Source organism: Bacillus sp. MRMR6, from assembly GCF_001940785.1.
Taxonomy (GTDB): Bacteria; Bacillota; Bacilli; order Bacillales; family Cytobacillaceae; genus Neobacillus.
In genome coordinates this window covers 44,439-68,901 of the sequence record NZ_MSLS01000016.1, presented here as the reverse complement: position 1 = coordinate 68,901, position 24,463 = coordinate 44,439, and the positions used below count along the sequence as shown (strand labels likewise).

Annotated in this window: 23 protein-coding genes and 1 pseudogene; 5 read left to right on the top strand and 19 right to left on the bottom strand. The window is 35.7% G+C overall.

The window, feature by feature from the left end; all coding sequences use genetic code 11:
• Positions 1–15 precede the first annotated feature (15 nt).
• The 9 genes from BTR25_RS15725 to BTR25_RS15685 all read right to left on the bottom strand — a co-directional run bounded on the left by BTR25_RS15725 (position 16) and on the right by BTR25_RS15685 (position 9,134).
• Positions 16–597: a TerD family protein gene (locus BTR25_RS15725; RefSeq protein ID WP_075688998.1), complete on the bottom strand. Its 582-nt coding sequence runs from the start codon at positions 595–597 to the stop codon at positions 16–18.
• 110 nt (positions 598–707) lie between these two features.
• Positions 708–1,301, bottom strand: a complete 594-nt coding sequence (locus tag BTR25_RS15720) for a YpjP family protein (protein WP_075688997.1) — start codon at positions 1,299–1,301, stop codon at positions 708–710.
• 290 nt (positions 1,302–1,591) lie between these two features.
• The gene (locus BTR25_RS15715; protein ID WP_075688996.1) at positions 1,592–2,026 is read right to left on the bottom strand and encodes a BrxA/BrxB family bacilliredoxin; all 435 of its coding nucleotides are present in this window, start codon (positions 2,024–2,026) and stop codon (positions 1,592–1,594) included.
• An 81-nt stretch (positions 2,027–2,107) separates the two neighbouring features.
• Complete coding sequence (locus BTR25_RS15710; RefSeq protein WP_075688995.1) at positions 2,108–3,244, bottom strand: conserved virulence factor C family protein; 1,137 nt, start codon at positions 3,242–3,244, stop codon at positions 2,108–2,110.
• A gap of 24 nt (positions 3,245–3,268) precedes the next feature.
• Positions 3,269–5,158, bottom strand: a complete 1,890-nt coding sequence (locus BTR25_RS15705; protein WP_075688994.1) for an ABC-F family ATP-binding cassette domain-containing protein — start codon at positions 5,156–5,158, stop codon at positions 3,269–3,271.
• A complete protein-coding gene (locus tag BTR25_RS15700) occupies positions 5,155–5,805 on the bottom strand; it encodes an HD domain-containing protein (RefSeq protein WP_075688993.1) in 651 nt (216 codons plus the stop codon). The genes BTR25_RS15705 and BTR25_RS15700 overlap by 4 nt, the downstream gene beginning before the upstream one ends.
• A 112-nt stretch (positions 5,806–5,917) precedes the next feature.
• Complete coding sequence (locus BTR25_RS15695; RefSeq protein WP_075688992.1) at positions 5,918–6,766, bottom strand: DegV family protein; 849 nt, start codon at positions 6,764–6,766, stop codon at positions 5,918–5,920.
• A gap of 146 nt (positions 6,767–6,912) precedes the next feature.
• Complete coding sequence (locus BTR25_RS15690) at positions 6,913–7,443, bottom strand: hypothetical protein (protein ID WP_075688991.1); 531 nt, start codon at positions 7,441–7,443, stop codon at positions 6,913–6,915.
• 14 nt (positions 7,444–7,457) lie between these two features.
• The gene (locus tag BTR25_RS15685; protein ID WP_175596804.1) at positions 7,458–9,134 is read right to left on the bottom strand and encodes a formate--tetrahydrofolate ligase; all 1,677 of its coding nucleotides are present in this window, start codon (positions 9,132–9,134) and stop codon (positions 7,458–7,460) included.
• A gap of 195 nt (positions 9,135–9,329) precedes the next feature.
• Here BTR25_RS15685 and metA point away from each other — a divergent pair, with 195 nt between their 5' ends.
• Positions 9,330–10,238, top strand: coding sequence for a homoserine O-acetyltransferase MetA (metA, locus tag BTR25_RS15680; RefSeq protein WP_075688989.1), 909 nt, complete (start codon positions 9,330–9,332; stop codon positions 10,236–10,238).
• Positions 10,239–10,399: 161 nt separating this feature from the next.
• On the top strand, positions 10,400–10,612 hold the full coding sequence (locus BTR25_RS15675; RefSeq protein WP_139311259.1) for a DUF3892 domain-containing protein: 213 nt from the start codon (positions 10,400–10,402) through the stop codon (positions 10,610–10,612).
• Positions 10,613–10,654: 42 nt separating this feature from the next.
• On the opposite strand, the gene mntR is transcribed toward BTR25_RS15675, so the two are convergent.
• From mntR to BTR25_RS15660, 3 genes are all read right to left on the bottom strand, one after another.
• Positions 10,655–11,083, bottom strand: coding sequence for a transcriptional regulator MntR (gene mntR, locus BTR25_RS15670; RefSeq protein WP_075688987.1), 429 nt, complete (start codon positions 11,081–11,083; stop codon positions 10,655–10,657).
• A gap of 76 nt (positions 11,084–11,159) precedes the next feature.
• Positions 11,160–13,343, bottom strand: a complete 2,184-nt coding sequence (locus tag BTR25_RS15665) for a DNA topoisomerase III (RefSeq protein WP_075688986.1) — start codon at positions 13,341–13,343, stop codon at positions 11,160–11,162.
• A 194-nt stretch (positions 13,344–13,537) separates the two neighbouring features.
• Positions 13,538–13,804, bottom strand: coding sequence for a hypothetical protein (locus BTR25_RS15660; RefSeq protein WP_075688985.1), 267 nt, complete (start codon positions 13,802–13,804; stop codon positions 13,538–13,540).
• Between the two features lie 242 nt (positions 13,805–14,046).
• On the opposite strand from BTR25_RS15660, the gene cspD reads away from it, so the two are divergent.
• Complete coding sequence (gene cspD / locus BTR25_RS15655; RefSeq protein ID WP_026563856.1) at positions 14,047–14,247, top strand: cold-shock protein CspD; 201 nt, start codon at positions 14,047–14,049, stop codon at positions 14,245–14,247.
• Between the two features lie 73 nt (positions 14,248–14,320).
• Here cspD and BTR25_RS15650 read toward each other — a convergent pair whose 3' ends face one another.
• Both BTR25_RS15650 and BTR25_RS15645 read right to left on the bottom strand, forming a co-directional pair.
• Complete coding sequence (locus tag BTR25_RS15650) at positions 14,321–14,506, bottom strand: zinc-finger domain-containing protein (RefSeq protein ID WP_075688984.1); 186 nt, start codon at positions 14,504–14,506, stop codon at positions 14,321–14,323.
• A 22-nt stretch (positions 14,507–14,528) separates the two neighbouring features.
• Complete coding sequence (locus BTR25_RS15645) at positions 14,529–15,185, bottom strand: reverse transcriptase-like protein (RefSeq protein WP_075688983.1); 657 nt, start codon at positions 15,183–15,185, stop codon at positions 14,529–14,531.
• A 186-nt stretch (positions 15,186–15,371) separates the two neighbouring features.
• Between BTR25_RS15645 and BTR25_RS15640 the strand changes: the two genes are divergently transcribed.
• Positions 15,372–15,779 (top strand): reverse transcriptase-like protein, encoded by a 408-nt coding sequence (locus BTR25_RS15640; RefSeq protein WP_075688982.1) that lies wholly within the window; start codon positions 15,372–15,374, stop codon positions 15,777–15,779.
• Positions 15,780–15,823: 44 nt separating this feature from the next.
• Here BTR25_RS15640 and BTR25_RS15635 read toward each other — a convergent pair whose 3' ends face one another.
• Together BTR25_RS15635 and BTR25_RS15630 are read right to left on the bottom strand one after the other, a co-directional pair.
• Positions 15,824–16,105, bottom strand: a complete 282-nt coding sequence (locus tag BTR25_RS15635) for a DUF6123 family protein (protein WP_254842728.1) — start codon at positions 16,103–16,105, stop codon at positions 15,824–15,826.
• A gap of 15 nt (positions 16,106–16,120) precedes the next feature.
• On the bottom strand, positions 16,121–16,627 hold the full coding sequence (locus BTR25_RS15630; protein ID WP_075688981.1) for a divergent PAP2 family protein: 507 nt from the start codon (positions 16,625–16,627) through the stop codon (positions 16,121–16,123).
• An 83-nt stretch (positions 16,628–16,710) separates the two neighbouring features.
• Between BTR25_RS15630 and sspL the strand changes: the two genes are divergently transcribed.
• The gene (gene sspL / locus BTR25_RS15625) at positions 16,711–16,851 is read left to right on the top strand and encodes a small, acid-soluble spore protein L (RefSeq protein ID WP_075688980.1); all 141 of its coding nucleotides are present in this window, start codon (positions 16,711–16,713) and stop codon (positions 16,849–16,851) included.
• Positions 16,852–16,897: 46 nt separating this feature from the next.
• On the opposite strand, the pseudogene BTR25_RS15620 reads toward sspL, so the two are convergent.
• The 3 genes and pseudogenes from BTR25_RS15620 to BTR25_RS15610 form a co-directional block, all read right to left on the bottom strand.
• Positions 16,898–17,551: pseudogene (locus tag BTR25_RS15620) on the bottom strand (5'-3' exonuclease); the annotation flags it as partial.
• Positions 17,552–17,790: 239 nt separating this feature from the next.
• Positions 17,791–18,657, bottom strand: a complete 867-nt coding sequence (locus BTR25_RS15615; RefSeq protein ID WP_175596803.1) for a 5'-3' exonuclease — start codon at positions 18,655–18,657, stop codon at positions 17,791–17,793.
• Between the two features lie 686 nt (positions 18,658–19,343).
• A complete protein-coding gene (locus BTR25_RS15610; protein ID WP_075688979.1) occupies positions 19,344–24,401 on the bottom strand; it encodes a sacsin N-terminal ATP-binding-like domain-containing protein in 5,058 nt (1,685 codons plus the stop codon).
• Positions 24,402–24,463 lie beyond the last annotated feature (62 nt).

Sequence of the window (24,463 nt, the reverse complement as noted above, 5' to 3'; positions counted from 1 at the left end):
CTCAAAATCCTATTTTTAACCTACTTGTAAACCAAAATCAGTTGCAAGTGCTGCTAAGCCGCCTTGGTATCCACTACCAATTGCACTAAACTTCCATTCACCATTATGACGGTATAACTCTCCGACCACAACTGCTGTTTCAATTGAAAAATCTTCTCCTAAATCATAACGTATTAATTCTTCCCCATTAGCCTCATTGAAGATACGTGCATACGCGTTTGAAACTTGACCAAAATTTTGGCTTCTGCTGCCTGCATCATGAATGGTAATAGTGAAGGCTACACGCTGGATGCCAGCTGGAATGTTTGCTAGATTAATTTTTACTTGCTCATCATCACCGTCACCATCACCTGTACGGTTATCCCCAGTATGTACAACTGCTCCATTAGCTCCTTGTGGATTATTGTAGAATACGAAATCTGTCTCGCCTGTAACTTTTCCGCTTTCACCTAATAAGAATACAGAAGAGTCTAAGTCAAAATCATGACCGCCATCATATTTATTAGTATCCCAGCCTAATCCCACAACCACATTTGTTAAACCAGGGTTTGTTTTTGTTAAATCAACTTTTTGTCCTTTAGATAAGCTAATTGCCATTTTTTTCATTCCTCCAAATTAATAATAGTCTATTTACGAGTTTTTCTAAAAAAGGTTTCATTTATTATAATAAATTTTTTTACTATATTTTAGCAAATAAAACACACTGATTAACTCATCCATTTAGGAGGAGTATTTTTGGCCCAAAAAATGGTTCCGAGGTCATGATGCGTTTGAAAATTATCGTGATAGGTGTGGTAGTGAAAATTAAACCAATACCCAGCTTGTGGTGGGTTTTCTCTCCGTACATGGAAACGAACGACATCTTGATTCGTTACTTTGTTTCTAATATGAAATATCTTCTCTGAAAGTCCTCCACCAGGCGATTCGGTAATGATCAGGTTGTGTAAATCTTCATTTGGGAATTGAGATGCCGTTTCTTCAAGTGCTAGTTCAATATTGGGCATAATAATCGTTCGGAATTCATTTTCAATCACCGGTTTAATTCTAGTACCAAATTTTTGATATGATTGATATTCTGCCTGCCGTACTAAATCTTCCACAAATTTACTTTCTTCAAATAAAGGATTACTAAAAAGATCCTTATGATCTCCAAAGTTCCCCCTTACTGAAGCTGATTCAAACGTTTCCCTATCATTAGCCTTCTCAGCATTAACTTCATTTATGAATTGTGATGGTGTTACTATTCCAAATGTTAGTAACGAAACCATTACCACAAAGGATTTACGAAGCCATTTGTTCATCGGTATCCCCTCTATCATTGAAGTAAATAATTTTGATTCTTACAAAATATTATACTTCTTTTTTGAGAAAAATGGAAAAACTTTTGACTATAATCGTTTCTTTTTCAAGGATACCATAATGGAACTTTGCCGTTTTTCTACGGTGAACGTTAAAGTGGTATTAGATAAGCATTCCAAGGTTATAATAATCGTTTAAGGCGAGTGTCCACTTATGAGTTTAGGAAAGTATAAATTTCAAAAAATTTATACTTTCCTATTAGCCAAAAAAAAAGATGTCATTAGACACCTTTTTAACAATTCGATTCAAATGCAGACAATAAATTTTGCATCACAGCTTCCATAGGCATACCCTCAATATCATGTCTCGGGATAAAATGAACCACCTGATTATCCTTTAATAATGCCATTGAAGGTGATGATGGTTCGACCCCATCGAAATACTCACGCATTTTAGCCGTAGCTTCCTTATCTTGACCAGCAAATACGGTTATCAGATGGTTTGGCTTTTTCTCACTGTTTAGTACTGCCTGTGTCGCTGCAGGTCTAGCTAACCCAGCTGCACATCCACAAACAGAGTTAACAACAACCAGTGTTGTTCCACTAACCTTTTCCATAAACTCTTCTACACTATCCGGTGTAAGTAATTCAGTGAATCCTGCTCTTGTAAGCTCCTCGCGCATTGGTAATACCATTTGACGCATATATTCTTCATATGCCATTGACATAACCTTTCCCCCATTCTTGCTTGTTGTGCATAGCATACTATAATTAATGTTAACAATGCAATTACTACTACTAATTTAAAACTAGCTGTCAGTATTTCTTGCTTCAGTCATTTGTTTCCAAACTGAGCCTTTGGCTTCACCGCCGACTTGGATACGTTCAATTGCCATTTTTATTTGTAATGCAACTTCAAATTCCGGATCATTCTCAGCCTCAATTAATGCTGGAAGTACTTGATCACCAGCAACTTCATATAGAAACATTGCGGCCCGCCAGCGCACTAATTTACTTGGATCTTTCAGAGCAATTGCCATTTCCTCAGTTGCTTCAGGGAAACCTAAATCTGATAAACAGTCACCTGAGGTCCTCCTAACCGTAACGGTTTTATCCTTAAGAGCTTTATACAATAGTGGTAATACGGCCTTATCCTTAATCATACCAAGGTAAACTGTAGCAAGCCGGCGAATAGACGGCTTGTTATCAGCTAAAGCCTTTTCTAATACAGGCAGATCCTCTAACTCTGGATCATCCATTTGCTCTAGAAGCTGATAGCGAATTTGCCAATCTGGATTTTCCAATGCTTCTAAAGAGACCTTCTTCCTTGTCTTTCTGGTTATTTCTTTCCTAGGCGTTACTAAGGCCATGGCTTTAGATACTAGTTCCTCAAGTCTTTCTTTTGGATAGGCGGCAATCAGTTCCTCCATTACTTCCTGTCCAATCTGGTCAAAGTCCCCATATCGAACACCTAGATTTTTCCACCTTCTTAATAGGATATAATTCTCCTCTGGTAATTGCGCCCTTTCTCTAGCGTTCAAAAAGTATTCAGGCATTCCAAATCTCTTTTCAGTGGTGCCGTCCGTTAATTTGACTTGCAGAGGAATGTCTTTAAACATCTGCACCTCAACCTTAACTTCACCAAAGTGTTCATCCATTTGATTTAAAGCTTCTTCTAAAGCTTCCGTCTTTTCCCCAAATGCTTGCCGGACTTGAGGCAATAAATCTTTCCAATCAAATTTTGCATTTCTCTCAATTGCAAGGAAATCAGCTACATGATATACCCCTTTTATTCCGTCTATTTTGAGAATAGCTTGAATGCCGGGCGGAGCCCCAGCAGCAGTATCTTTCTTATAGTTATTGCTCTTTCCAAAAGGAAGTTCCTCGGTTAAGATAATTTTCATCGTATTCGGACTTGGTGTTGGTTCTATCGCCTTAATTCTCAATGTATCACCTATTTCTTTAGACTTTTACTCATTCTCTGCCAGCTCGGCTAAATAAGACCATCTTTCAATTAAATATTCAAGCTTTTCGTTTAATTCAGCTTCCAACTTCATTAAATCTTGTGCTTTAGTAAAGTCACTCCCTGTATTTCCTATTTCCACAGCAACTTCCTCTAGCCTTTCTTCAGTTTTACTAATCACTTCGTCAATTTCAGCCCATTCATTTTTCTCCTTATAAGTCATTTTTTTCTTTTTCTCTTTTTCTGGAGCTTTAAAACTTTGCGGCTCTATGGCTGATTTCTTTTGGACTTCGGTAATTGATTCTTTTTCGAGATACTCGCTATAATTCCCAAAAAAAGTTTCAATTTCCCCCTTACCTCTTAATACAAGAAGTTGATCTACCACTTTATCTAGGAAATATCGATCATGGGATACTGTAATTACCACTCCAGGAAACTCATCAAGATAATCCTCAAGAACCGTTAGTGTTTGAGTATCAAGATCATTGGTGGGCTCGTCGAGTAGGAGAACATTAGGTGCTGTCATTAATAATTTCAATAAATATAGGCGTCGTTTTTCTCCTCCTGATAACTTCCTGATAGGTGTTCCATGTGAAAATGGAGGGAACAAGAAACGCTCTAGCATAAGTGCTGCCGATATCGTTTTTCCATCAGATGTTTCAACGACCTCTGCCGTCTCTTTAATATACTCAATCATTCTTTTATTTTCGTCCATATCTTCGCTTTCCTGGGTATAGTAAGCAATTTTGACCGTTTGGCCCATATTGAACTCACCATCATCAAGATGGATTTTTTTAGCAAAGATATTTAATAGCGTCGACTTACCAGTCCCGTTTCTGCCTATTATTCCAAGACGATCACCTGGCTTTACCAGCAAATCAAAATGTTTTAGAATTGTTTTTTCTCCGTAGGATTTGGCTGCATCCTTAAGTTCAAAAACTTGCTTTCCGAGACGACTGCCGTTTAGTGATATATCCACCTTCTCACCTGTTGTTTTCCCAGCAGAAACCTTCTCTTCAAGAGTTTCAAAACGTTGGATGCGCGCTTTCTGCTTAGTAGTTCTCGCTTTAGCCCCTCGTCTCATCCACTCTAGTTCTCGTCTAAAAAGATTCTTTCTCTTTTCAAAGGTTGCAGCTTCATTCTCTTCTCGTATTGCTTTTGCTTCTAAGAAAGCTGCATAGTTCCCCTTGTAGCTATAAATGTTACCACCATCTAATTCAAACATTCTATTTGTAACCCTGTCTAAAAAGTAGCGGTCATGCGAGACGAGCAAAATAGAGCCGCTATATCTGCTAAGATATTCCTCCAGCCATTTTACTGAATCAAAATCAAGATGGTTTGTAGGCTCGTCAAGAATCAGTAAATCGGGCTCTGCTATTAGCACCTGCGCTAAGGCAACCCGCTTTTTTTGTCCTCCCGACATTTCTCCAACTTTCTTTGTAAAATCCTCTATACCAAGTTTCATTAAGATTGTTTTGGCATTTGTGCTAGCGTCCCAGGCATTTAAAGCATCCATTTGTTTTTGTATACGAAACAGCTCTTCTTGTATTCCCACATCGCCAGGAGAATCATTTAGCTTCAAAAGTGTATTTTCATATTCCCGCATAAGCTTTAAAATAGGTGCCTCACCGTGAAAGACTTGTTCAAGCACTGTTTTCTCAAAATCTAATTCTGGCTGTTGGTCAAGGTAGGAAATGGAGTAATCTTTACTAGTGATTATTTTTCCTTCATCAGGCTGGTCCAGACCGGCAATAATTTTTAATAACGAAGATTTGCCCGTCCCATTTATACCAATTAAGCCGACACGCTCTTTTTCACCTATGGTAATCGAAATATTATTAAACAGTTGTTTCTCCCCGTAGGTTTTTGACAAGTTATCTACTGTGAGCATTTTCATCGGTTGTGACCATCCCATTCTTGATAGAATTGTTCTAAGAATAAAACCATCATTTGGTGACGGCTCTCTGCCATTTCCTTCGCTGATTTTGTATTTAGTAAATCCTTTAGCTTTAATAGTTTCTCATAAAAATGGTGCACGCTCGATGACTTACCCTTTCGATATTCTTCTAAACTCATTTCATCTCTGACCTTTAGATTGGGGTCATAGATAGGTTGTCCTTTCTTCCCGCCGTAAGCAAAAGCTCTAGCAATTCCTATAGCCCCTATAGCATCTAAACGGTCGGCGTCCTGGACTATTTTTGACTCGATGGTCTGAAGTTCAATTTTTCTTCCACCTTTAAAACTAATTGACTCGATTATTTGAACAATAGAGCTTTGAATCTCTTCAGGCATCGCAATGGTTTGAAGAAAAGAATCGAGCTTTGCTTTTCCTGTCTCTATATTATCATTAAGCTTTTCATCAGGAATATCATGAAGTAGAGCAGCCATTTCAATAATAAATGGGTCACCTGCTCCTTCTTTTCTACAAATATGTAATGCGTTTTGCCGAACACGGTCTACATGGTACCAATCGTGACCTGTTGCATCTTCGCCTAGTTCATTCCGGACATATATTTCTGTTTGTTCAATTATTCGATTAAGCATGATTGTAAACACCTACCTTTATCGTTGTATTTTACCATGAAAGGCGCACAAAAAATAACCCCGAAGACTTTGAGGTTATTTTTGCAAACTTATATGATTACAAATATTATTCTTACTTCAATTCGTTATGCCAGCTAATTCCAAGTGTGTTCTCCCCGGCGTGGACTCCGATAACAGCACCCAACGGACAACAAATTACCTTTAATTCGGGATATTGTTTCTCCAGTTCCGATTTCCATTCATTTGCATCCTCTTCATGAAAACCGTATAGAATATACACTTCTTTAAATTTATGTTGTTCGTAAGATGACCTTAGGTAGTCCAGTATTTTTTCCTTAGCCTTCTTTTCGCTTCTAACCTTTTCCTTTGTTAAGAGTACCCCATCTTCAATTGCAATAATCGGTTTTACGTTTAGCATACTGCCTAGGAAAAACTGCAGTCCAGACATTCTGCCGCTGCGATGAAGCTGTTCTAGACTCCCAATCAGAACATAAGTCTCATTGCTTGCTTTTAGCGTTTCCAATTGTACCAAGACTTTCTCAAGACTCTGTCCACTCTCAAATAATTCAATACCTCTTTTTAATAAGGCAGACAACGGATAGGTCAAAATTTTTGAATCGATTGTGGTAACTGGTATATCTACCAGCTTAGCAGCCTGCTCACTGGATGATACGGTGCCACTCAGCTTTCCAGATAAGAGAACCGCTACTACCTGGTCATAATCCTTTGATAATCTTTCGTATAATTCTTGGAATACTCCTACGGCAGGCTGTGATGTTTTTGGCGGAGATTTAAGGTCCTTAAGTCTTTCATAGAGCTGTGCTGCTGTTAAATCAATGCCATCTGCATATTCCTCACCGTCTAGTAAAATCGTTAGGGGTACAGTATACAAATCAGGATGACTTCTTAAATCTTCGTCTAAGAAAGCAGTACTATCGGTTACCCAGGCTGTTTTAACCAATGTTATCTCCCCTTATAAGTAAATTAGTATGAGGTCATAATATCTAGTCGAAACAATCGTACCTTTAAATCGGACTATTGTAAATATTAAAAATTATAAAAAAACCAGCTATTTTTATAAAAGCTGGTTTTTAGTATTTGGTGGAATTACACTCCAGGCACTTCTTCATGCAATTTTTGAAGGGTTATCACCATAAAATCAATCATTTCGATTATGTCATCTAGTTGTTCCTCTCCGACAATACGATCAAATTCAATTGTAATCGTATGATTGGCAGTTGTTTCTGGAGGGATCAGCGTAACGGAATGAATGATCTTCCTATTTGCACCCCAAATCTCCACAAGAATTTGTTTGATTCTATCTAAATAATCTTCATTGATTATCCCTTTATGAAAAAAATTCAGCCTTAGATGACAGCCTTGCTGACTCTTTAAATGCTCGTTCTGCATCAGCTCCGACGCAAGATTGTTAAGCTTAGATTCTATTTCCATTTTAGCTGTTCCTTTATGAGGAAACTTGTCAGCTAACCTAAAGCAAACATCAAAACTCCGAGACATTTTAGCCATGTTCATGAGATCGTTGCGGTCGATAATTTCAATCTCTCCCTCAAGATCTAGATCATACAAGGCACCCTCAATTACCACCTTCATATTATCGAAGGCCGTTGGGTCAAACAAATCATCACCCCATTTTAGAACAATCCAAGAGCATTTCCTTCGTTATCTACATCCATGTTCAATGCAGCCGGCCTTTTAGGAAGACCTGGCATTGTCATAACCTCACCTGTTAATGCGACTATAAAACCTGCTCCAATCGAAGGTTTAAATTCTCTTACGGTTACTGTAAAATCAGATGGTCTGCCTAACTTAGCAGGGTCATCTGATAAAGAATATTGTGATTTAGCCATACAAACAGCTAAGTTCGACCATCCATAATTCTCAAAGTCTATAAGCTGTTTTTTAGCCTTAGACGAGAATTCTACATCCTTTCCACCGTAAACCTTCTGAACGATAGTTCTTACCTTTTGATCTATAGAATCTGACAACTCATATAACGGATGAAACTTATTCTCCTCTTTTTCCATTACAGATAAAAGTGTCTTAGCAAGTTCTTTCCCGCCTTCTCCACCTTTTTCCCAAACCTCTGTTAAGGAAACAGGCACATTTTCGCGCTCACACCACTCAAGCAGTGTTTTAACTTCTAAGTCCGTATCAGTGATAAACTTGTTGATTGCGACTACGAGTGGAAGGCCGAAGCTCTTAATCGTTTCAATATGTTTTTGCAAATTTGAAAAACCAAGCGTCAGTGAAGCAATATTTTCTTTTGATAATTCCTGCTTTGGTACCCCGCCATGCATTTTTAATGCCCGAATCGTGGCAACGATCACTACCGCCTCCGGCTTGATTCCAGCACTTCTAGCTTTAATATGTAAAAATTTTTCTGCACCTAAATCTGCACCAAATCCGCCTTCTGTTATCACATAATCAGCAAGTTTAGCCGCAGCACGAGTTGCAATTACGCTGTTACAGCCATGGGCGATATTTGCAAACGGTCCCCCATGGACAAGTGCAGGAGTATGCTCGATCGTTTGTACGAGATTTGGTTTTATGGCATCCTTTAATAATAAGGTTAGAGCACCTTCCACCCGAAGGTCACCAACGGTAATTGGTTCTTTTTTATCATTATAGGCAACAACCATACGAGATAATCTTAGTTTTAAGTCTTTTAAGTCAGAAGCCAAGCATAATACGGCCATAATTTCTGAAGCAACAGTAATATCAAAAGCATCCTCTCTTGGTACTCCATGCAGTGGGCCGCCAAGACCGATCATAACCTTCCTTAGCGCTCGATCGTTTAAATCGAGTGCACGTCTCCAAACAATACGCCGAGGGTCAATTTTAAGTTCATTTCCTTGTTGTAAATGATTATCTATCAGTGCAGCAAGTGCATTATTTGCCGTCGTAATGGCGTGTATATCACCTGTAAAGTGTAAATTAATATCCTCCATTGGCAATACTTGAGAATACCCGCCTCCAGTCGCTCCGCCCTTAATACCCATTGTTGGGCCAAGTGAGGGTTCACGCATGGCAATCATCACCTTTTTGCCCATTCGATTGAAAGCATCTCCTAATCCAACGGTAACGGTTGATTTACCCTCTCCAGCAGGAGTAGGGTTAATCGAAGTAACAAGAATAATCTTTCCATCCTTATTTGTTTTTAATTTGTTAAGTGCCTCATTAGATAATTTTGCTTTGTACTTCCCGAAAAGTTCAAGGTCATCCTCTGATAACCCAACTTTTACTGCGATATCAACGATATGATGCATTGTTGACTCTTGGGCAATTTCAATATCTGACTTTACTGACATTTTCATATGCAATCCAAACCCCTCGCATTTCACGTTAAAATAAAAGCCTCTATAATTGTAACAAATAAGCTATTTATCACGTGTAACTTTTTTAACAAAAAAATATTCTTTTCTGAATTCAGGTTAATGTTTATAATATTAAATACCAAATATTTTAAAAATTAGGTTTCAACCCTATTAGAGGAGGTCGATCACTTGCCTATTAATATCCCTAAGCTACTGCCTGCACGGGAAATACTTGAGCAAGAGAATATTTTCATCATGGATGATGAAAGAGCCGTTTGCCAGGATATCAGACCATTAAATATATTAATTCTGAACTTAATGCCTGAGAAAGAAAAAGCAGAGACACAGCTTCTTAGACTTTTGGGAAACAGTCCCCTGCAAGTGAATGTAAGATTTTTAAAAACCAATTCCTACGAGGCAACTAATACGAGCAAGCAACATCTTGAACAGTTCTATACAACTTTCTCTGAGATTAAGAATCAAAAGTTTGATGGCATGATTATTACTGGTGCACCCGTTGAACTGTTAGATTTTGACGAGGTGAAATATTGGAATGAGCTAACTCAGATTATGGAATGGACCAAACAAAACGTTACATCAACATTACATATTTGCTGGGGCGCGCAAGCAGCACTATCCTTTCACTATGGAATCGGTAAATATGAACTGCCTAGAAAATGTTCAGGAATCTATGCACATCAAATTTCCGATTATAATGATAACCTGCTGAGAGGATTTGATGATCATTTTTATGCTCCCCATTCTCGTTACACCGATGTATCAATCGGGGAGATTGAAGCGAATTCGAAGTTAAAGCTTCTGGCAGCATCTGAAGAAGCAGGTGCACTTTTAATTGCCTCAACGGATCGCAGGCATGTTATGATTACGGGACATTTAGAATATGAATCAGAATCTTTGGCACAGGAATATATTCGGGATAAAAATAAGGGTCTGGAAATCCATGTTCCTGTGAACTATTTTCCAAATAATGACCCGAGCCGTCCTCCGGTTAACCGCTGGCGTGCCCATGGCCATTTATTCTTTTCTAATTGGCTTAACTATTATGTCTATCAAGAGACACCATTTAATTGGGATTAAAGGCCCGAAAAGAAGGTTCTGTCATCAAATTTTGATATTGATATTGAAGAAAACTAGCAGAGGACTCCCTCTGTTTTTTTTATCATTTTCCCAACAAACCAACCAAAGCAAGTTTATTATTGGTTAAAGTTAGAGAAAATAACTAAGAAGGGGGGATCATTGTGGAGACATTAGTAGCCATTCACCGTAATCATTTTGGTGAAATTATTAACTTTGTGACATCTTCAGGAAGAGTGATTTCCTATCGTAAAGCTCTAATGGATACAGAGAGTGGATTGATTCAAGGTGTTCAAACAACTGTAGATGACTATGGAAATTTAACACTTAGCCCAGAGATAGGAGAGTCTTTAGACCAAATCCCAAACCTATTTTAAAAAGCATCTGGCTATTTCTAGCCAGATGCTTCATCTTTTTGTCTATTGATTTTCAGCTTCATTTAGCTTCTGAATTTCTTTTAAGGCCTGTATCCGCGCCGGATCTTCTTCAAAATATTGTACGAGGTCACCAATTCGATCAATGGAGTCCCAGCTTAAATGATGCTCAATACCTTCTACATCTTTGTAAATATTTTCGTCTTTCACCCCAATGATCTTTAAAAGCTGTTCGAGCAATTCATGTCTAAAGACAAGTCGCTTACCAATTTTATTTCCCTTTGCCGTTAACGTAAGTCCCCTGTATTTTTCATACACTAAATACCCATCTTTATCTAATTTTTGCACCATCTTGGTTACTGAGGAGGGATGGACGGATAACGCCTCAGCAATATCAGAGACTCTGGCGTACCCTTTTTCTTCAATTAGTATATATATTTGTTCAATGTAATCTTCCATACTAGGTGTTGGCATCCCGGACCCTCCAAAAAAAATTATCACCTAAAAGTTTACTATAGTTAAAAATATGTGACAAGCTAGTTTAACAATTTCACTTTCCTTGTGATACCTCTAATCGTTCTTCACCGAACAGAAATTTGAGCTTAAGTTCTCTTTCATCTAATGAAAGCCTCGCATTAAAGGTTTTTTCTTTATTGGAGAACCCCTCTATTACTTCCGTCTTGCCCTCAGAAAGAAGCTGTTTAATTTGCTTTTGAGTTATGTTTTTTCCTAAGATTTTTTTGGAGATGGTAAAGTTACATTTGTTTTTTTGATAACTAGAACAGCCATAAAAACTTCCCTTGTCAATAATAGAACCATCACACTTTTTACAAGCGCCCAATTTAGCAGGCGATTTCATCCGTGTTTTCTGCTTGCCAGGTGTGAAATTTTCTCTAATTTCTTCTGAAAAACTCCAATTTTCCGAGTGCTCCATACCAGAAGAAATCAAATGAAATACCATTTTATTTGTCTGTTCCATAAAATGTTTTGGGGAAGCGGTTCCGTTAGAAATTTCTTTTAATTTTTGCTCCCATTTTGCCGTCATTTCCGGGGATGCAAGTATTTCTTGCCCAATTGCCTCAATTAAAATTTTAGCTTTTGCTGTTGCATATACCATATTTTTAGATACGTTTATATACTGACGATCCTTTAACATCGTAATAATACCTGCTCGTGTAGCCTCTGTACCAAGACCTTCAGTATTAGATAAGATTTTTTCCAGTTCTTTATCTTCTATATGTTTGCCCGCTGTTTTCATTAAAGTTATTAGTTGCCCCTCTGTATAACGCTTAGGGGGCTGTGTCTGGCTTTCTTTAACATCCACTTTTACAGTCCGACCCAGCTCACCCTTTTCAAGCTTTGGAAGTACTGGTTCCTCTTCAGATTCCTTTTGATAGAGAACCTTTCTCCATCCTTCCTGAATTTGAACTTTTCCCTTGGATAGAAACACTGCCCGTCCATCTACTAGAGTCGTAACAGTAGTATATTCAGCAATTGCTTTTTCGTAATGTGCGGCTATCAGACTTAAAACAACTAAATCATATAGTTTTTTCTCATCCTCATCTAGCTTCGCCATATTGGGAAGTTGTTCCGTAGGGATAATCGCATAGTGGTCTGTAACTTTCTTTTCATTTACATACCGTTTATTATCCGTGATAGAAGCTATAGGGAGTGGGAAGTATTTTTCATATCCGTTAACATGACTTAGCTTTTTTAAGATTTCCGGGAAGGTATTCGCTTCTTCTTTTGTTACATACCTTGAATCCGAGCGGGGATATGATACCACTCCTTTTTGATATAGCTTTTGTAGGACATCCAGTGTCTTTTTCGGGGGAAATTTAAAGCGCTTATTAGCCTCCGCTTGTAATGCTGACAAATTATATAATAATGGCGGCAAAAATTCTTTCTTTTCAGAATGGATCTCGGAAACCTGAGCTGCCTTCGTACGGCAAAAAGCTGCAACCTTCTCTGCTAATTCTTTTGTTTTTACACGTGATTCTCCATCATTCTGCCACTTACCAGAGTATTTTTTTCCATTCATTTCAAAATGGGCAATGACTTCCCAAAATGGTTCAGAATTAAATTTCTCTATTTCAAGTTCCCTTTTGACAATGAGAGCTAATGTTGGGGTTTGTACCCTTCCTACTGAAAACACATCGGAAAATCCCTGTTTTTGTAATAGTAAGCTATAAAGCCTAGAAGCATTCATTCCTACTACCCAATCAGCACATGCTCGTGTATAAGCCTCGAAATATAAGCTTCTCGTATCATTTTCATCTAGCAATTTATTAAAACCTTCTCGAATGCTATTAGCCGTTAAAGAGGAAATCCAAAGACGTTTCATCGGCTTTTTACAGTTCGTTACCCTTAGAATATTACGAATAATTAGTTCTCCTTCTCGCCCAGCATCTCCAGCATGGATAATTTCGGTAACCAATGGATTAGAAATTAACTTTTTAATAATAGCAAATTGCTTCGCTTTATCCTTGGTTACTTCATATTGGAAATGTTCAGGGATCATAGGAAGATTGTCTAAAGCCCATTTCTTCCAACCCGGTTCGTATTTTTCAGGTGCAACAAGCTGACATAAATGCCCCACTGCCCATGTAACATAGGCACCTTTTGTAAAAAGTTCATTAGGAAAAATCTCAATAAAACCATTTTGTTTTTTGTGTTTAAAAATAGATGCCAGTGTTGATCCTTGGTCGGGTTTCTCAGCAATTATTAGTTTCATTCGAATACCCCTTCTTGTATAAAACTTTCCGGATTCATTTTCCCATTTCTTGCTTCATCCGTAAAGATAAAAAAATTGGCTAAAGGTAGACTAGGAGAATGAAAAACTACCTTGGATCAACTCAAAAGAAGCAAACCTTAACCAAAAGAAAGAAGAGTGATTCTTTTTCACTCTACTCATTTTTGATCATTAATTTATGATGAGAAATTTCTATACCAGTTGCTCTCAGGAATAATATTTGAAACGGTTAAAATAAAGGATGGGATTCTTTCAACATTGAAAACTATTGCCCCAATCTGTTCAGTAAAGATCAGAAAGGCATCCCCATGTGAATAACCTGATAACCCTTTACCAATTTGCAGCAAAGACATCAAGATTGCCTGCTGCTCATCAGATTCGATTAAAACTTGTGGTGAGAATCTTAAAATCCACTCTTCTTCCTCAATTGAAAATCGATACATTCTCCCTCACCCTTTATCCAGCTTTGTTATTAAGATATGAAGTTGAATCTTTTTTATGTTTAGCGTTTTAATAATTTAGCTGTTTAATAACTTAGAATAAAAAGCGCTTACATTTCTTGACTGACTTTTTTTCTTCGTGTATATTTAAAGCATCATGTACTATACATAAAATTTTTTTACATGATAATATTGATCTTTGACGCTAAAATAAGTGTCTTGAAAGGCTTAGGAGGAAGAAGTAGATGCAAAACGGTAAAGTAAAATGGTTCAACAATGAAAAAGGTTTCGGTTTTATCGAGGTTGAGGGTGGCGACGACGTATTCGTACACTTTAGCGCAATCACTGGCGAAGGTTTCAAATCTTTGGAAGAAGGCCAAGAAGTTTCTTTCGAAATCGTTGAAGGAAACCGTGGACCACAAGCTGCTAACGTAGTAAAACTTTAATCTTACATTAATGATTTAACCGAAGGCTGACATTTATGTCAGCCTTTAAATGTATTTCAACATGAAAGAACAATCACATAAGCTTTTTTCCATACTTCTTTAGTCTTTCTCCAACCGTACATTGAGAAATACAAAACCGATGTGCAGATCTTCTGCCACCTTCTTGTTTAAAATGTTTATGCAGGAGGCAGCCATCACAGTATTGAGCTAATAGAGCTCCAACATGGTTAAACAATTCTTTCCTATTCGAATCCTTCACGAGAAGGTACTCACCTCAATTCTTAAAGTATTTGCGACTTAGCAAATATTTCTTTTCCTTCTAATGCTTGTGTGGCTAATTTATCAGCTTCTTTATTATCTTTTCTTAATATTGACGTGTATTTTGGTGTAATGCCTAGTGCTTTGATTTTCTCTTCAATCCGATCTAACCATTGGTTTAGAACTTCTTCATAACATGGCCATTCACCTTCCAGCTGCTTTAAAACAACCTGAGAGTCTCCTTTAAATTCACAAGAGAGGTTCTGAACACCTAACTCCTCCAATATGTTGAGTGCATAATAAAAAGCAGCATATTCAGCTTCATTATTGGTTTCCATTTCATCAAAGAGTTGATTCGCTCTTATCCGAAATTTCTTTTTCCCTTGATTGAAAAAAACAACTGCCCCGAGACCGGCCTGATTCGTTTCCTTATGGAATCCTCCATCAAAATATACGGTTATGTCATGCGGGTCTTCTTCAATTTCCGCTGTTAATTTAATCATTTCCTTGAGGATCCACGATGTGCCTTTCTCATCATAAAAATAAATGTCACTCGCTTTTCCTGTCTTTTCGAGTTCCTGAGCAACTTGTATGGCTAAATCTGCAGACACATAATCTGAGTTAAATTGAATTTTTTCGTTTCCTTTTACCTTATAATTCCATTCTAGCTTATAGTTCATCATTTTCAACCTTTCTTACTTTATTTCATTTTTTAAAAAAATTGGCTTCCTACTAAAATATGTATAACCTATATTTCTTAGCATACCCATTTTCTTACTCGTCGATAGACCTATAAATAAATTATGGCAGGTTTGTGTTAAAATAAGAAAAAAAGCTTTATTTATTTGATATGGAGGAATGAAGTCTTGATAGAAGTCTATATAGACGGGGCGAGTGCTGGTAATCCAGGACCAAGTGGTGCTGGTATTTTTATTAAAGGGCAAGGGAGTGCAGAAAAGTATTCCATTCCTTTAGGAATTATGTCCAATCACGAGGCGGAATATCATGCATTGATTAAAGCATTAGAAATTTGTATTGAAAAGGGGTATACCCACTCAGTTGTTTCATTCCGTACAGATTCGGAGTTAGTTAATAAAGCAGTAGAGAAACAATTTGCTAAAAACAAACTGTACTCTCCTCTTCTTGAAGATGCACTGCGGTTGTCCAGTAAGTTTGATTTATTTTTCATGAAATGGATCCCCAGCATAGAAAATAAGGTTGCTGACGAGCTATCCAGGCTAGCAATCCGAAAAAACAATCTAGAGGCACAATAAAAAATACTCCCTCATCTAGTAAGGGAGTATTTTTTTGTATATAGTTAAATTGCCATAATTTCTTTTTCTTTCACAAATTTTATTGCCTCTGTTCTAGTTCCTATTTTATTTGAAACTAATGTTTCTAACAGCGACACATAGAAGCTGCCATCAAAGCTTTTTTGAGCTTTTAATGTAAGCTCAATTGCTGTATTGATTAACTCATCAGGTGCATTTGTGTAGTGTTTGCCGAAGTAAATAAACCCAATGGCATCCTCTTCAAATTGAAAGCCCTTTCCCCGCAGATAATGCACATATTCGTCCACTGTTAACACTGCTATTTCCATTCCTCTCCCATCCAATTAAAACCAGCTTTTATCAAATTTTACACCAAAATTCGACAATTTTCTATTCTTTTTTGTACATAAGTGTCCAATTAATCCAACTGCTGTACCTAAGAGAGCCCCGCCGATTACCTCTTGTGGCTGATGCCCTAACATTTCTTTTAATTTTTTTGGTGCTTCTTGTTCAAATTCAACACTTTCATCTTTATGAATTTTTTCAATTAATTCATTCATTGAATTAACCTTTAAAGTGAGTTCTCCTGCCTGTCGACGAATTCCTTGGGCATCGTACATAACAATCAGCCCGTAAACAAGTGACAAAGCAAAATCAAAGGTCGGAAGTCCACGTTGTAAAGCAATGTAGGTAGTCAGGGTTGAAACACCTGCCGAGTGTGAACTTGGCATACCGCCAGTTTGGAAAAACAATTCTGGACGCCATTCCTGGTTTTTAAAATAATGGATTGGAATTTTCATGCCCTGTGCCAGACCAATACTGAAAAGGGCTAAATAAACACCTTTATTCATTTCATCACCCCTATGTTTATTGTTTAGAAAGATGAGTTTTATTATTCCTGCTGGAAATACTAAAAAACGGGAGGTGAACGTATATGAGTAAAAATGGTCATCGAAATCGAGGGGTGAAGGCACCTGGCGTGACGCCTCAAGGTGTAGGGCAAGACGCAGATTTTGCAGAAGCTCCAAAGAGCAAGTTAGAAAATAGAGCTAAGAAAAGTAATACAAAAATATAATATAAATCGAAAAGGCTGTCACAAAGGGACAGCCTTCCAACTTATTTTATGAAACAAACGATTCAGCAAGCGGCAATAACCGCTGCAGACCGCGAAGCTCTAATTCCATTAATTTATTTACTGCTTTTTCTTTTTCAATTTTAAGGCCCGCATCTTCTAAAACACAGGTTACGGGTACATCACACTTAATTTCCGCAAGTATTCTTGATAAATGGAGCATTTCCAAATCCTGTTCAATCTTCGTCTTATGGGACTTAGAAAGACTATTCAGATTCGTAATGATTCCCTCAACGTGTTCAAATTCTTTCAGAAGCTTAAGTGCCGTCTTCTCGCCAATTCCCTTTACACCAGGATAGTTGTCGCTTGGATCACCCATTAACGCTTTTAAATCAATCATTTGTCTAGGCTTAATCCCTTTTTCTTCAAAAAAGGTATCAGGGGTATGCACCAGGTAATTTCCGTAGCCCTTTTTTAATAAGATAACGGATATATTATCATCAAGGAGTTGAAGGATATCTTGATCACCCGTTAGGATAGACACATGTGCATGTTCTTTTGCCTGGTAAGCAAGCGTCCCAATGCAGTCATCTGCCTCATAACCCACTAATCCAATGTTCGGTATATCAAAGGACTCCACTACTTCCTTGACCAAATCAAACTGCGGTATTAATTCAACAGGTGCTTCACCGCGGTTCCCTTTAGTCTACACACAAACGTACGTTCTGAACAATATAAACAAAATAATTTTTCAATAAATATATGATTAAATCAAGCTTTTCCTTCCATTCAATATCCACAAGAACATAATAATAATATGAACATAATATTATTGAGGAAAATTCACAAAAAAAAATTTTTGTGTTCATATTTAGAACACAAAAATCATATAAAAACCCCATATTTCCCCACTAATTGTTTATTATTTTCAATTGTTAATTGTTAACTTATGATTTTTTCTAAACCTTTAAATTCCAGGTTTTCAAACATTTCTAAAGCCTTTGATTTTTTTATTTTAACTTCTGAATGTTCTAAATTATAATTTATTGGTACCTGGTTATAAATTTCTGCTAATTTTTTTGAGATTTCTAAGTTTTCTAAGTCTCTTTCTATTTTCATTCTTTGTGCATTTGTTAATTTATCCAAATTCTCTAATAATCCATTTATAGAATTAAATTCTTTTATAAATTTAATTGCAGTTTTTTCTCCTATTCCCTTAACACCTGGATAATTGTCAGATGAATCACCCRTTAATGCCTTTACATCACTAAATTGATTCGGCAGTATTCCATAATCTTGAACAAACTTATCCATTGAGAATAAATCATAATTTCCAATTCCCTTTTTTAAAATAGCAACAGAAGTATTATCATTAATTAGTTGTAGTAAATCCTTATCCCCAGTAACAACTGTAATCTTTGTATCGTTACTTATTTCATTTACAATCGTACCTATACAATCGTCAGCTTCATATCCTTTAACACCTACATTTGGAATATCTAGTGAAGTAACCAATTCTTTTACTAAACCGAATTGGGGTAATAGTTCTAATGGAGCCTCGGAACGGTTAGCCTTGTATTCTGGAAATATTTTTGATCTATGTGTTTGTCCCTCCATATCCCAACAACAAATGATATGTGTCGGATTAAAATAATCCTTAGCACTAAATAAGTGCTTAACAAACCCAAAAAGCGCATTAGTTGGGACACCTTTACTATTTATCATAAAATAGTTGTTCACAGCAGTAGCGTAAAAAGAGCGAAATAAAAGTGCCATACCATCTACTATCATTAAATGTTTATTTGTCAATATTTTAACTCCCCTTTTCCAAATTGAATCAATTTATACCATTCTAGTAAGCAAATTAGTTTTATTATACTACATCTTAAATTAATATGTGACCAAATTAAACATGGTAAATATTAATAAGAAGTTTAAAATTATTTCTGTTAACCTGCTTTCTTTAGCAAATATTACAGCCACAAGAATGTACCACCTCTGCCATGTTCTTTACAAGCAGTTGCCACGGAATTTACCATTTGCTGTCAACGCGTTTACCAATAGAAAAACATCAAGGATTTTGAAGTGAAAAAGCCTATTCCTCCTTATTTTTACCGAGGAATTAGGCTTATGGTCTTCCGAAATACACCCGATTGTGGAATATCATTTTCTATTGAATAGTATCGTTGTACTACGTAACATAAGAGAGTTACTCCAAAATCCTGGCCATTTACGGAAAAATTAATGCAACTATTTCTATAGCAAGATAACACTGTGGATTAACTTTGAACTATAACTCAATTGAATCCGTTATGCATATTGATACCATGCTATTTCAACTCCATCAACGAACTGTCTCAACGTGCCTTGAGTAGACAAAAATGATTTCATGAAGACCCACTGGTTTCCTTGGCGGAAGGGTATTAATTCACCCTAGGGTGAATTACGGGTTTTGCATAAACTTAACTACACTTGCTTTAAGTTTTTTAAATCTTCTACACGTGGACATCTAGGTATTGAATATTTTCCTTTTTTTCTGCAATTATATTTTCATAGCTTGTGTCTAGAATCGCTTTGGGATTTTGATTATATCCAAGCTCTTTTTTTGTATACATAGATACACTACTAGAAAGATAGTCATTCAATAATCTGTCTGTAATATATTTATTACTACGTAGGACTTCTGATACATCACCACTTATTGCTTTAACTAAATGATAAGTCCATATTCCATTATTCAAGATGTCACTTGAATAAGAGCTTTGTCCTGGTTGACAAGATAGAAATGTTGCATAATACGGAAATTCATTAGTAAGCAATTTTAGTTCCTCATCATTAAAATCAGTAATCTGACTTCGCTCATTTTCATCCCGGAAGCTTTGTGCACAAGCATCTATAAAAATAAGTGCATTTTTGCATTTAGATTCTCGTAAAGGATCAAGGAGGATTTTACGTAATGAAACCGCAGTATCTGCGATATTGTATTGATGCATATCATAAGTTGATAGGTAATTTGTGATACCATTATGAAAACCATGTCCAACATAATAAAAAACCAAGCGATCCTGTTCTGTTAAAGAATAAAATAAAGTTCTAAATTCATACTCTAAAGTACTTTTCAAAGCCTCTTCATTTCTAATCATGTAAATATCATTTTCATCTACATTCATTGATTTAATCAACATTTCTTTGAATTTAAGTGCATCCTTGATAGCATATTTTACGTTTGATATTTGATTCTCTTGTCTAGGGGCATAGTTTTCTATTGCTATTATAATCGCTATAGTTTTATTAATCCTAGAGATATTTAATGTAGTTTTATACTCTGATGTCTTTTCTTCTAAGAAACTATTAAATTCTTCTCTGATATACTTTTGGTTCTCTAACAATATATCATTATCTGCTTTTTCTGTTTTGATCACAAAAATGAATTTTTCTCCACTTTTTAACCAGTCATAAGTTACTGATGGAATTGGTGAAAGTAGGGAAATTGCTTTTTTTGTAATTTCAACAACCTGAAAATCAGTACTAAGTCCAACAATCTCATTTGAAGTCGGTAAATTTTCTTTAAGTCCAAAAATCATTGTTCCTCCATCGGTATTAGCAAAGGATGAAATAATTTTCGCTATTTTTTGTGGAACATATGGTACAGCATTAAATTCTAATACTTCAGATTTAGGATCATTTAATATTGTTTCAAGTTCAGAGTCTGTAATATCAATATTTTTTATAGGGATTCTATTAATGCCTGTTTTTTTCAGGAGCTGCCCCAAAGTTATTTGTTTAGGGATGTTGATACCATCTTCATACCAAAGTTCAGCGTCTACATATTCAAGAACATCAAATTCAGAGGTGTAATAAACTAGCACTTCATCATTATCTGAGGGTCTTGCAACTACAGTTATCTCATTCCCATTTTTGGTAATACCACCAATAATACTATCAGCAATCTTATAAAAATGCGAACAGTCGTATTCCGGGAGTGACTTGAGATGTTCTATTACGTTAGTTACTGCTCTTGTAATAAGTTGTTCTATATACTTCAATCGACTATAATCATTCGTTGATAAATGAAAGAATTCTGGAGATATATTTTTTTCATTGATCGCTGTCTCAAGATCCGAAAAAGAATATATTTTTTGATTTTGTGCTTCAGTTTCAAAATTATTTCTTATTTCAAGAACTTCTTCTGGTATGTTGAGCTCTTCTTGCATAAAGTACTTTTGAATCTCATCATCAGTAGATCTAAGTAAAAAGTCTAATTTCTTATCGTGTCCAACTAGATGAAAATAACGACATAAAACTTCAGATAATTTTAATAATACACTATTGGCATTCCAAGGATTCGTTACATAAAGACTGGTTTCATTAAAATGAATATTTACGCTCTTAATAAAATCAATGCCCTTATATGTAATTTTAAGCTCTTCAGCCTGAAAAACTTCTAAGGTTTCAATTTTATCTTCTAGGTTTTCTAAGCTGTCTCTTGTATTAGAATCACTATCTTCATTTTCAATCCATATTTTAAAATATGGAATAATAATCTTCAATTTATTCTTCAACCTCGAACTTACTTCTTCTTGAGTGTGAACTAGCTCAAATTCACTTTGTCTCAATAGCTTTACTTTAAAGTGCATTAAGAATTTTTCAAGATTTGGATTTTTCCTATTTTCAGCACTAAGCAGTACAAAACAATACTGTTCTTGGAAAATAGCTTCATTACCATCTAAGAAATATTTGAGAGAGTTGCATTCTGTGAATTGATTTTTTGTATTTAACAATAAACCAGTAGAAGCCCATTCTTCAACTTTTTCCATATCGTCAGTACTCCAATTAACACATTGGGTTAATAACGCGGAGTAAATAGATTGAATTTTTTTGTAATTATCATTCTTTACGCTTCCCTTGTCGTCAATATCTAACGAAATTTTACTAAGCAATTCTAAGTAGTCCGACAATTCAAAGCTTGTTCGAAAATTAAAGAAGGCTTTCCAATCTGACGATAATTCGGGACCATTGAATACAGGTAAATATTTTCCAGAAATAGCATTTATCTCTTCTGTGTTAAGAAATACAGAAGATGCAGTTTCACATTTTTCCGAAAGAGTAGGAATGCATTGTATGTTTTTAACAAACCATGGAACATAGTTTTCGACTCGATTACCGTTTGTCCGTCCAGGTCTATTCTCATGCCCCCAATATGCAATTGCTGGTTCTTTGATAATATTGGGTTCATAATTTTCTATATAATCAGACCAAAATTTGAAAGCAAACTTATGGCTGTCTTCTGTAAGTTGAATATAGTTCATAGTTATTAAATCGCTGAAACAATTCGCTGTAAAAGTAGTTTGAAAAGGGGTAAACTTTTTATCCTCAGTTTTAAAATATTTATCATTAAACTCGGCATTAATTAATTCTGAGCTATAATGTCTATTTGTGTACGATGGTGTTGTAATTCCTTCTTGAACCCCAAGCATCTTAAAAAAACGTTTCCATTCATCCTTTTCAAGGGCATTTGAACAATACGATTCACTGACAAATATATCTTTTTCAATTATTTTTTCAATTTCTAGCCTTGGTTTATAATAATCTGAAAGAAAACAATCTTTGGCTGAACACAAAGAATCTCTTTGGGTAAGAAGTTTTATTCTTGACAATTGTTTTATCAATTCTTCTTTAAGATTTCCTGTTTTATATAAATTAAACAAATCCCTAATTGTTTGTAAGGCATTCTGGGCTGTTACGTAACTATCAATTTTGGGTATAATAGTCTGAGTTATATAGGTGATATCTGTTTTTTCTTCTACACCTAAACTCTCTAACCAATATCGACTTTCCGAATCTTCGAGAAGCCACATCTGCAGATCTCTATGCAAGAAAGATAAGTCACTATTAGGGTTATCCCAATTTTGATCATCTGCTGTAGGAAAGCATACTTGATATGGATAATTAATACAATTCTTATGATCCAAAATAAATAGTGAATTCGTTAGTATTTCTTTTGAAATATCTTTAATTTTATCTGATTCACAGAGTTTCTTAAAATGTTTTATAAGTTCAATATTATAAGATGTTGTATGTGAATTAATAAAATATACCGAGGCGAGAAAAGCTTGGAGGTGTTTCCATTCAAAACATGAAGAACCAAGCCTCTTGAATTCAAAGAAAAAACCTGTATTTTTAGCAAATTGTTTTGATTGACCAACTTCTTTTGTATTATCCACATCAATAAATTTCTTTATAGGTTCTTCACCTACAAAATTTTTCTCAGATAGATATGTAAAATCAACTATTGTGTCTTCAATTTTAATTAACTGCCCTTCTCTAGAAACAACAAACGGAATATTTTTTAGAGCATCTTTAATTCCTTCATTAAATTTCTTACCCAGCTCGTCAGCAAAGGTTTCCTTAGGTATTAATTGATATGCTTGAAAATGAAACTCAGTATTCACTAATTTTGAGATCCACTTAAAAATCTCAATAGCAATTGTTTTAAAAAGCCATTGATTCCATTTTGAATCAGCATGAAGTGATTCACGATTAGCAGTAGTTAGAAAGCTTGTATTAACAAGTACTGGAAAAGAATACTTTGTTTCATCAGTTGGTAAATATGAATATAGAAGTTTTTCTTGATTAGAAAGTTTAGTAATACCATCACTACCGACTTTGGCAGCTAACGATAACTCTATAAAATCAGCATTCAGTAATTTCTCAGGAATATTCCGTTCATCTTTTAGGGCAGTCTGTACGTCACTCGGGACTGTTAGGTTAATAGTATTCATCAACCAGTCGGCTTTTGAACTGTTACCTTTCTTTAAAGAGATTCTATCATTTTCTATTCGATTGATTTCAACGGTAACTAATTCTGTTATATCGAAATTAATCTCAGAGATATTTTTAAGAAATATAAACATGTTTAAGTTCTGTGATAGACTTTGAACAGCCTGACTCGTCTCATTCACGTTCTTCATTTGAATTATTGTTGCAACATTTGCATCAATATCTTTAAGAAATTGATTAATTGGCTCATAAACTTCTTTTACTTCTGTATATATTGGAATAATTTGCCACGGGAATTGAAATTCTCGGTCATTATTTTTCTCCCATATTGTCTTTGATTCTTCCCATTTCCACTCAAATGAATAGGAAGAATCAAATCTAAAATATTCATCTTTTGTAAATATTGTTACTTTATCAGATTGTCCAAAAACCGATTTGAAACCAATGCCTTTATAGCCTGTTTTCGTCAAATCTGATTTTTTGGTTCCATTATTTACATTACAAATTCCTTGAAGATCACGAGTAATGAAGGGGCTCCCTGAATGAGCAACGACTAAGTTATCATCAAAAATTTTTATCCATACTTTCACATCTTCACTGTTTTGAGAAGAATCGTCTGCATTTTGTAAAAGTTCATAAATAAATCGCTTTGAATCTGTATATAAGTCACCTGATAATGCGTTAAGTGAACTTGCTTGGTTAACTGCTTGACTAGGGTTTGCATAGTTGGTGTTGTCTAAAAAAATTTTTTCAATGTCTGTTTTTAAACTCATTTTCATCCCCTTCTATCGCTTGCCATCTGGTGAGTTCTTGCTCACGCGTTGAATCAGATCTA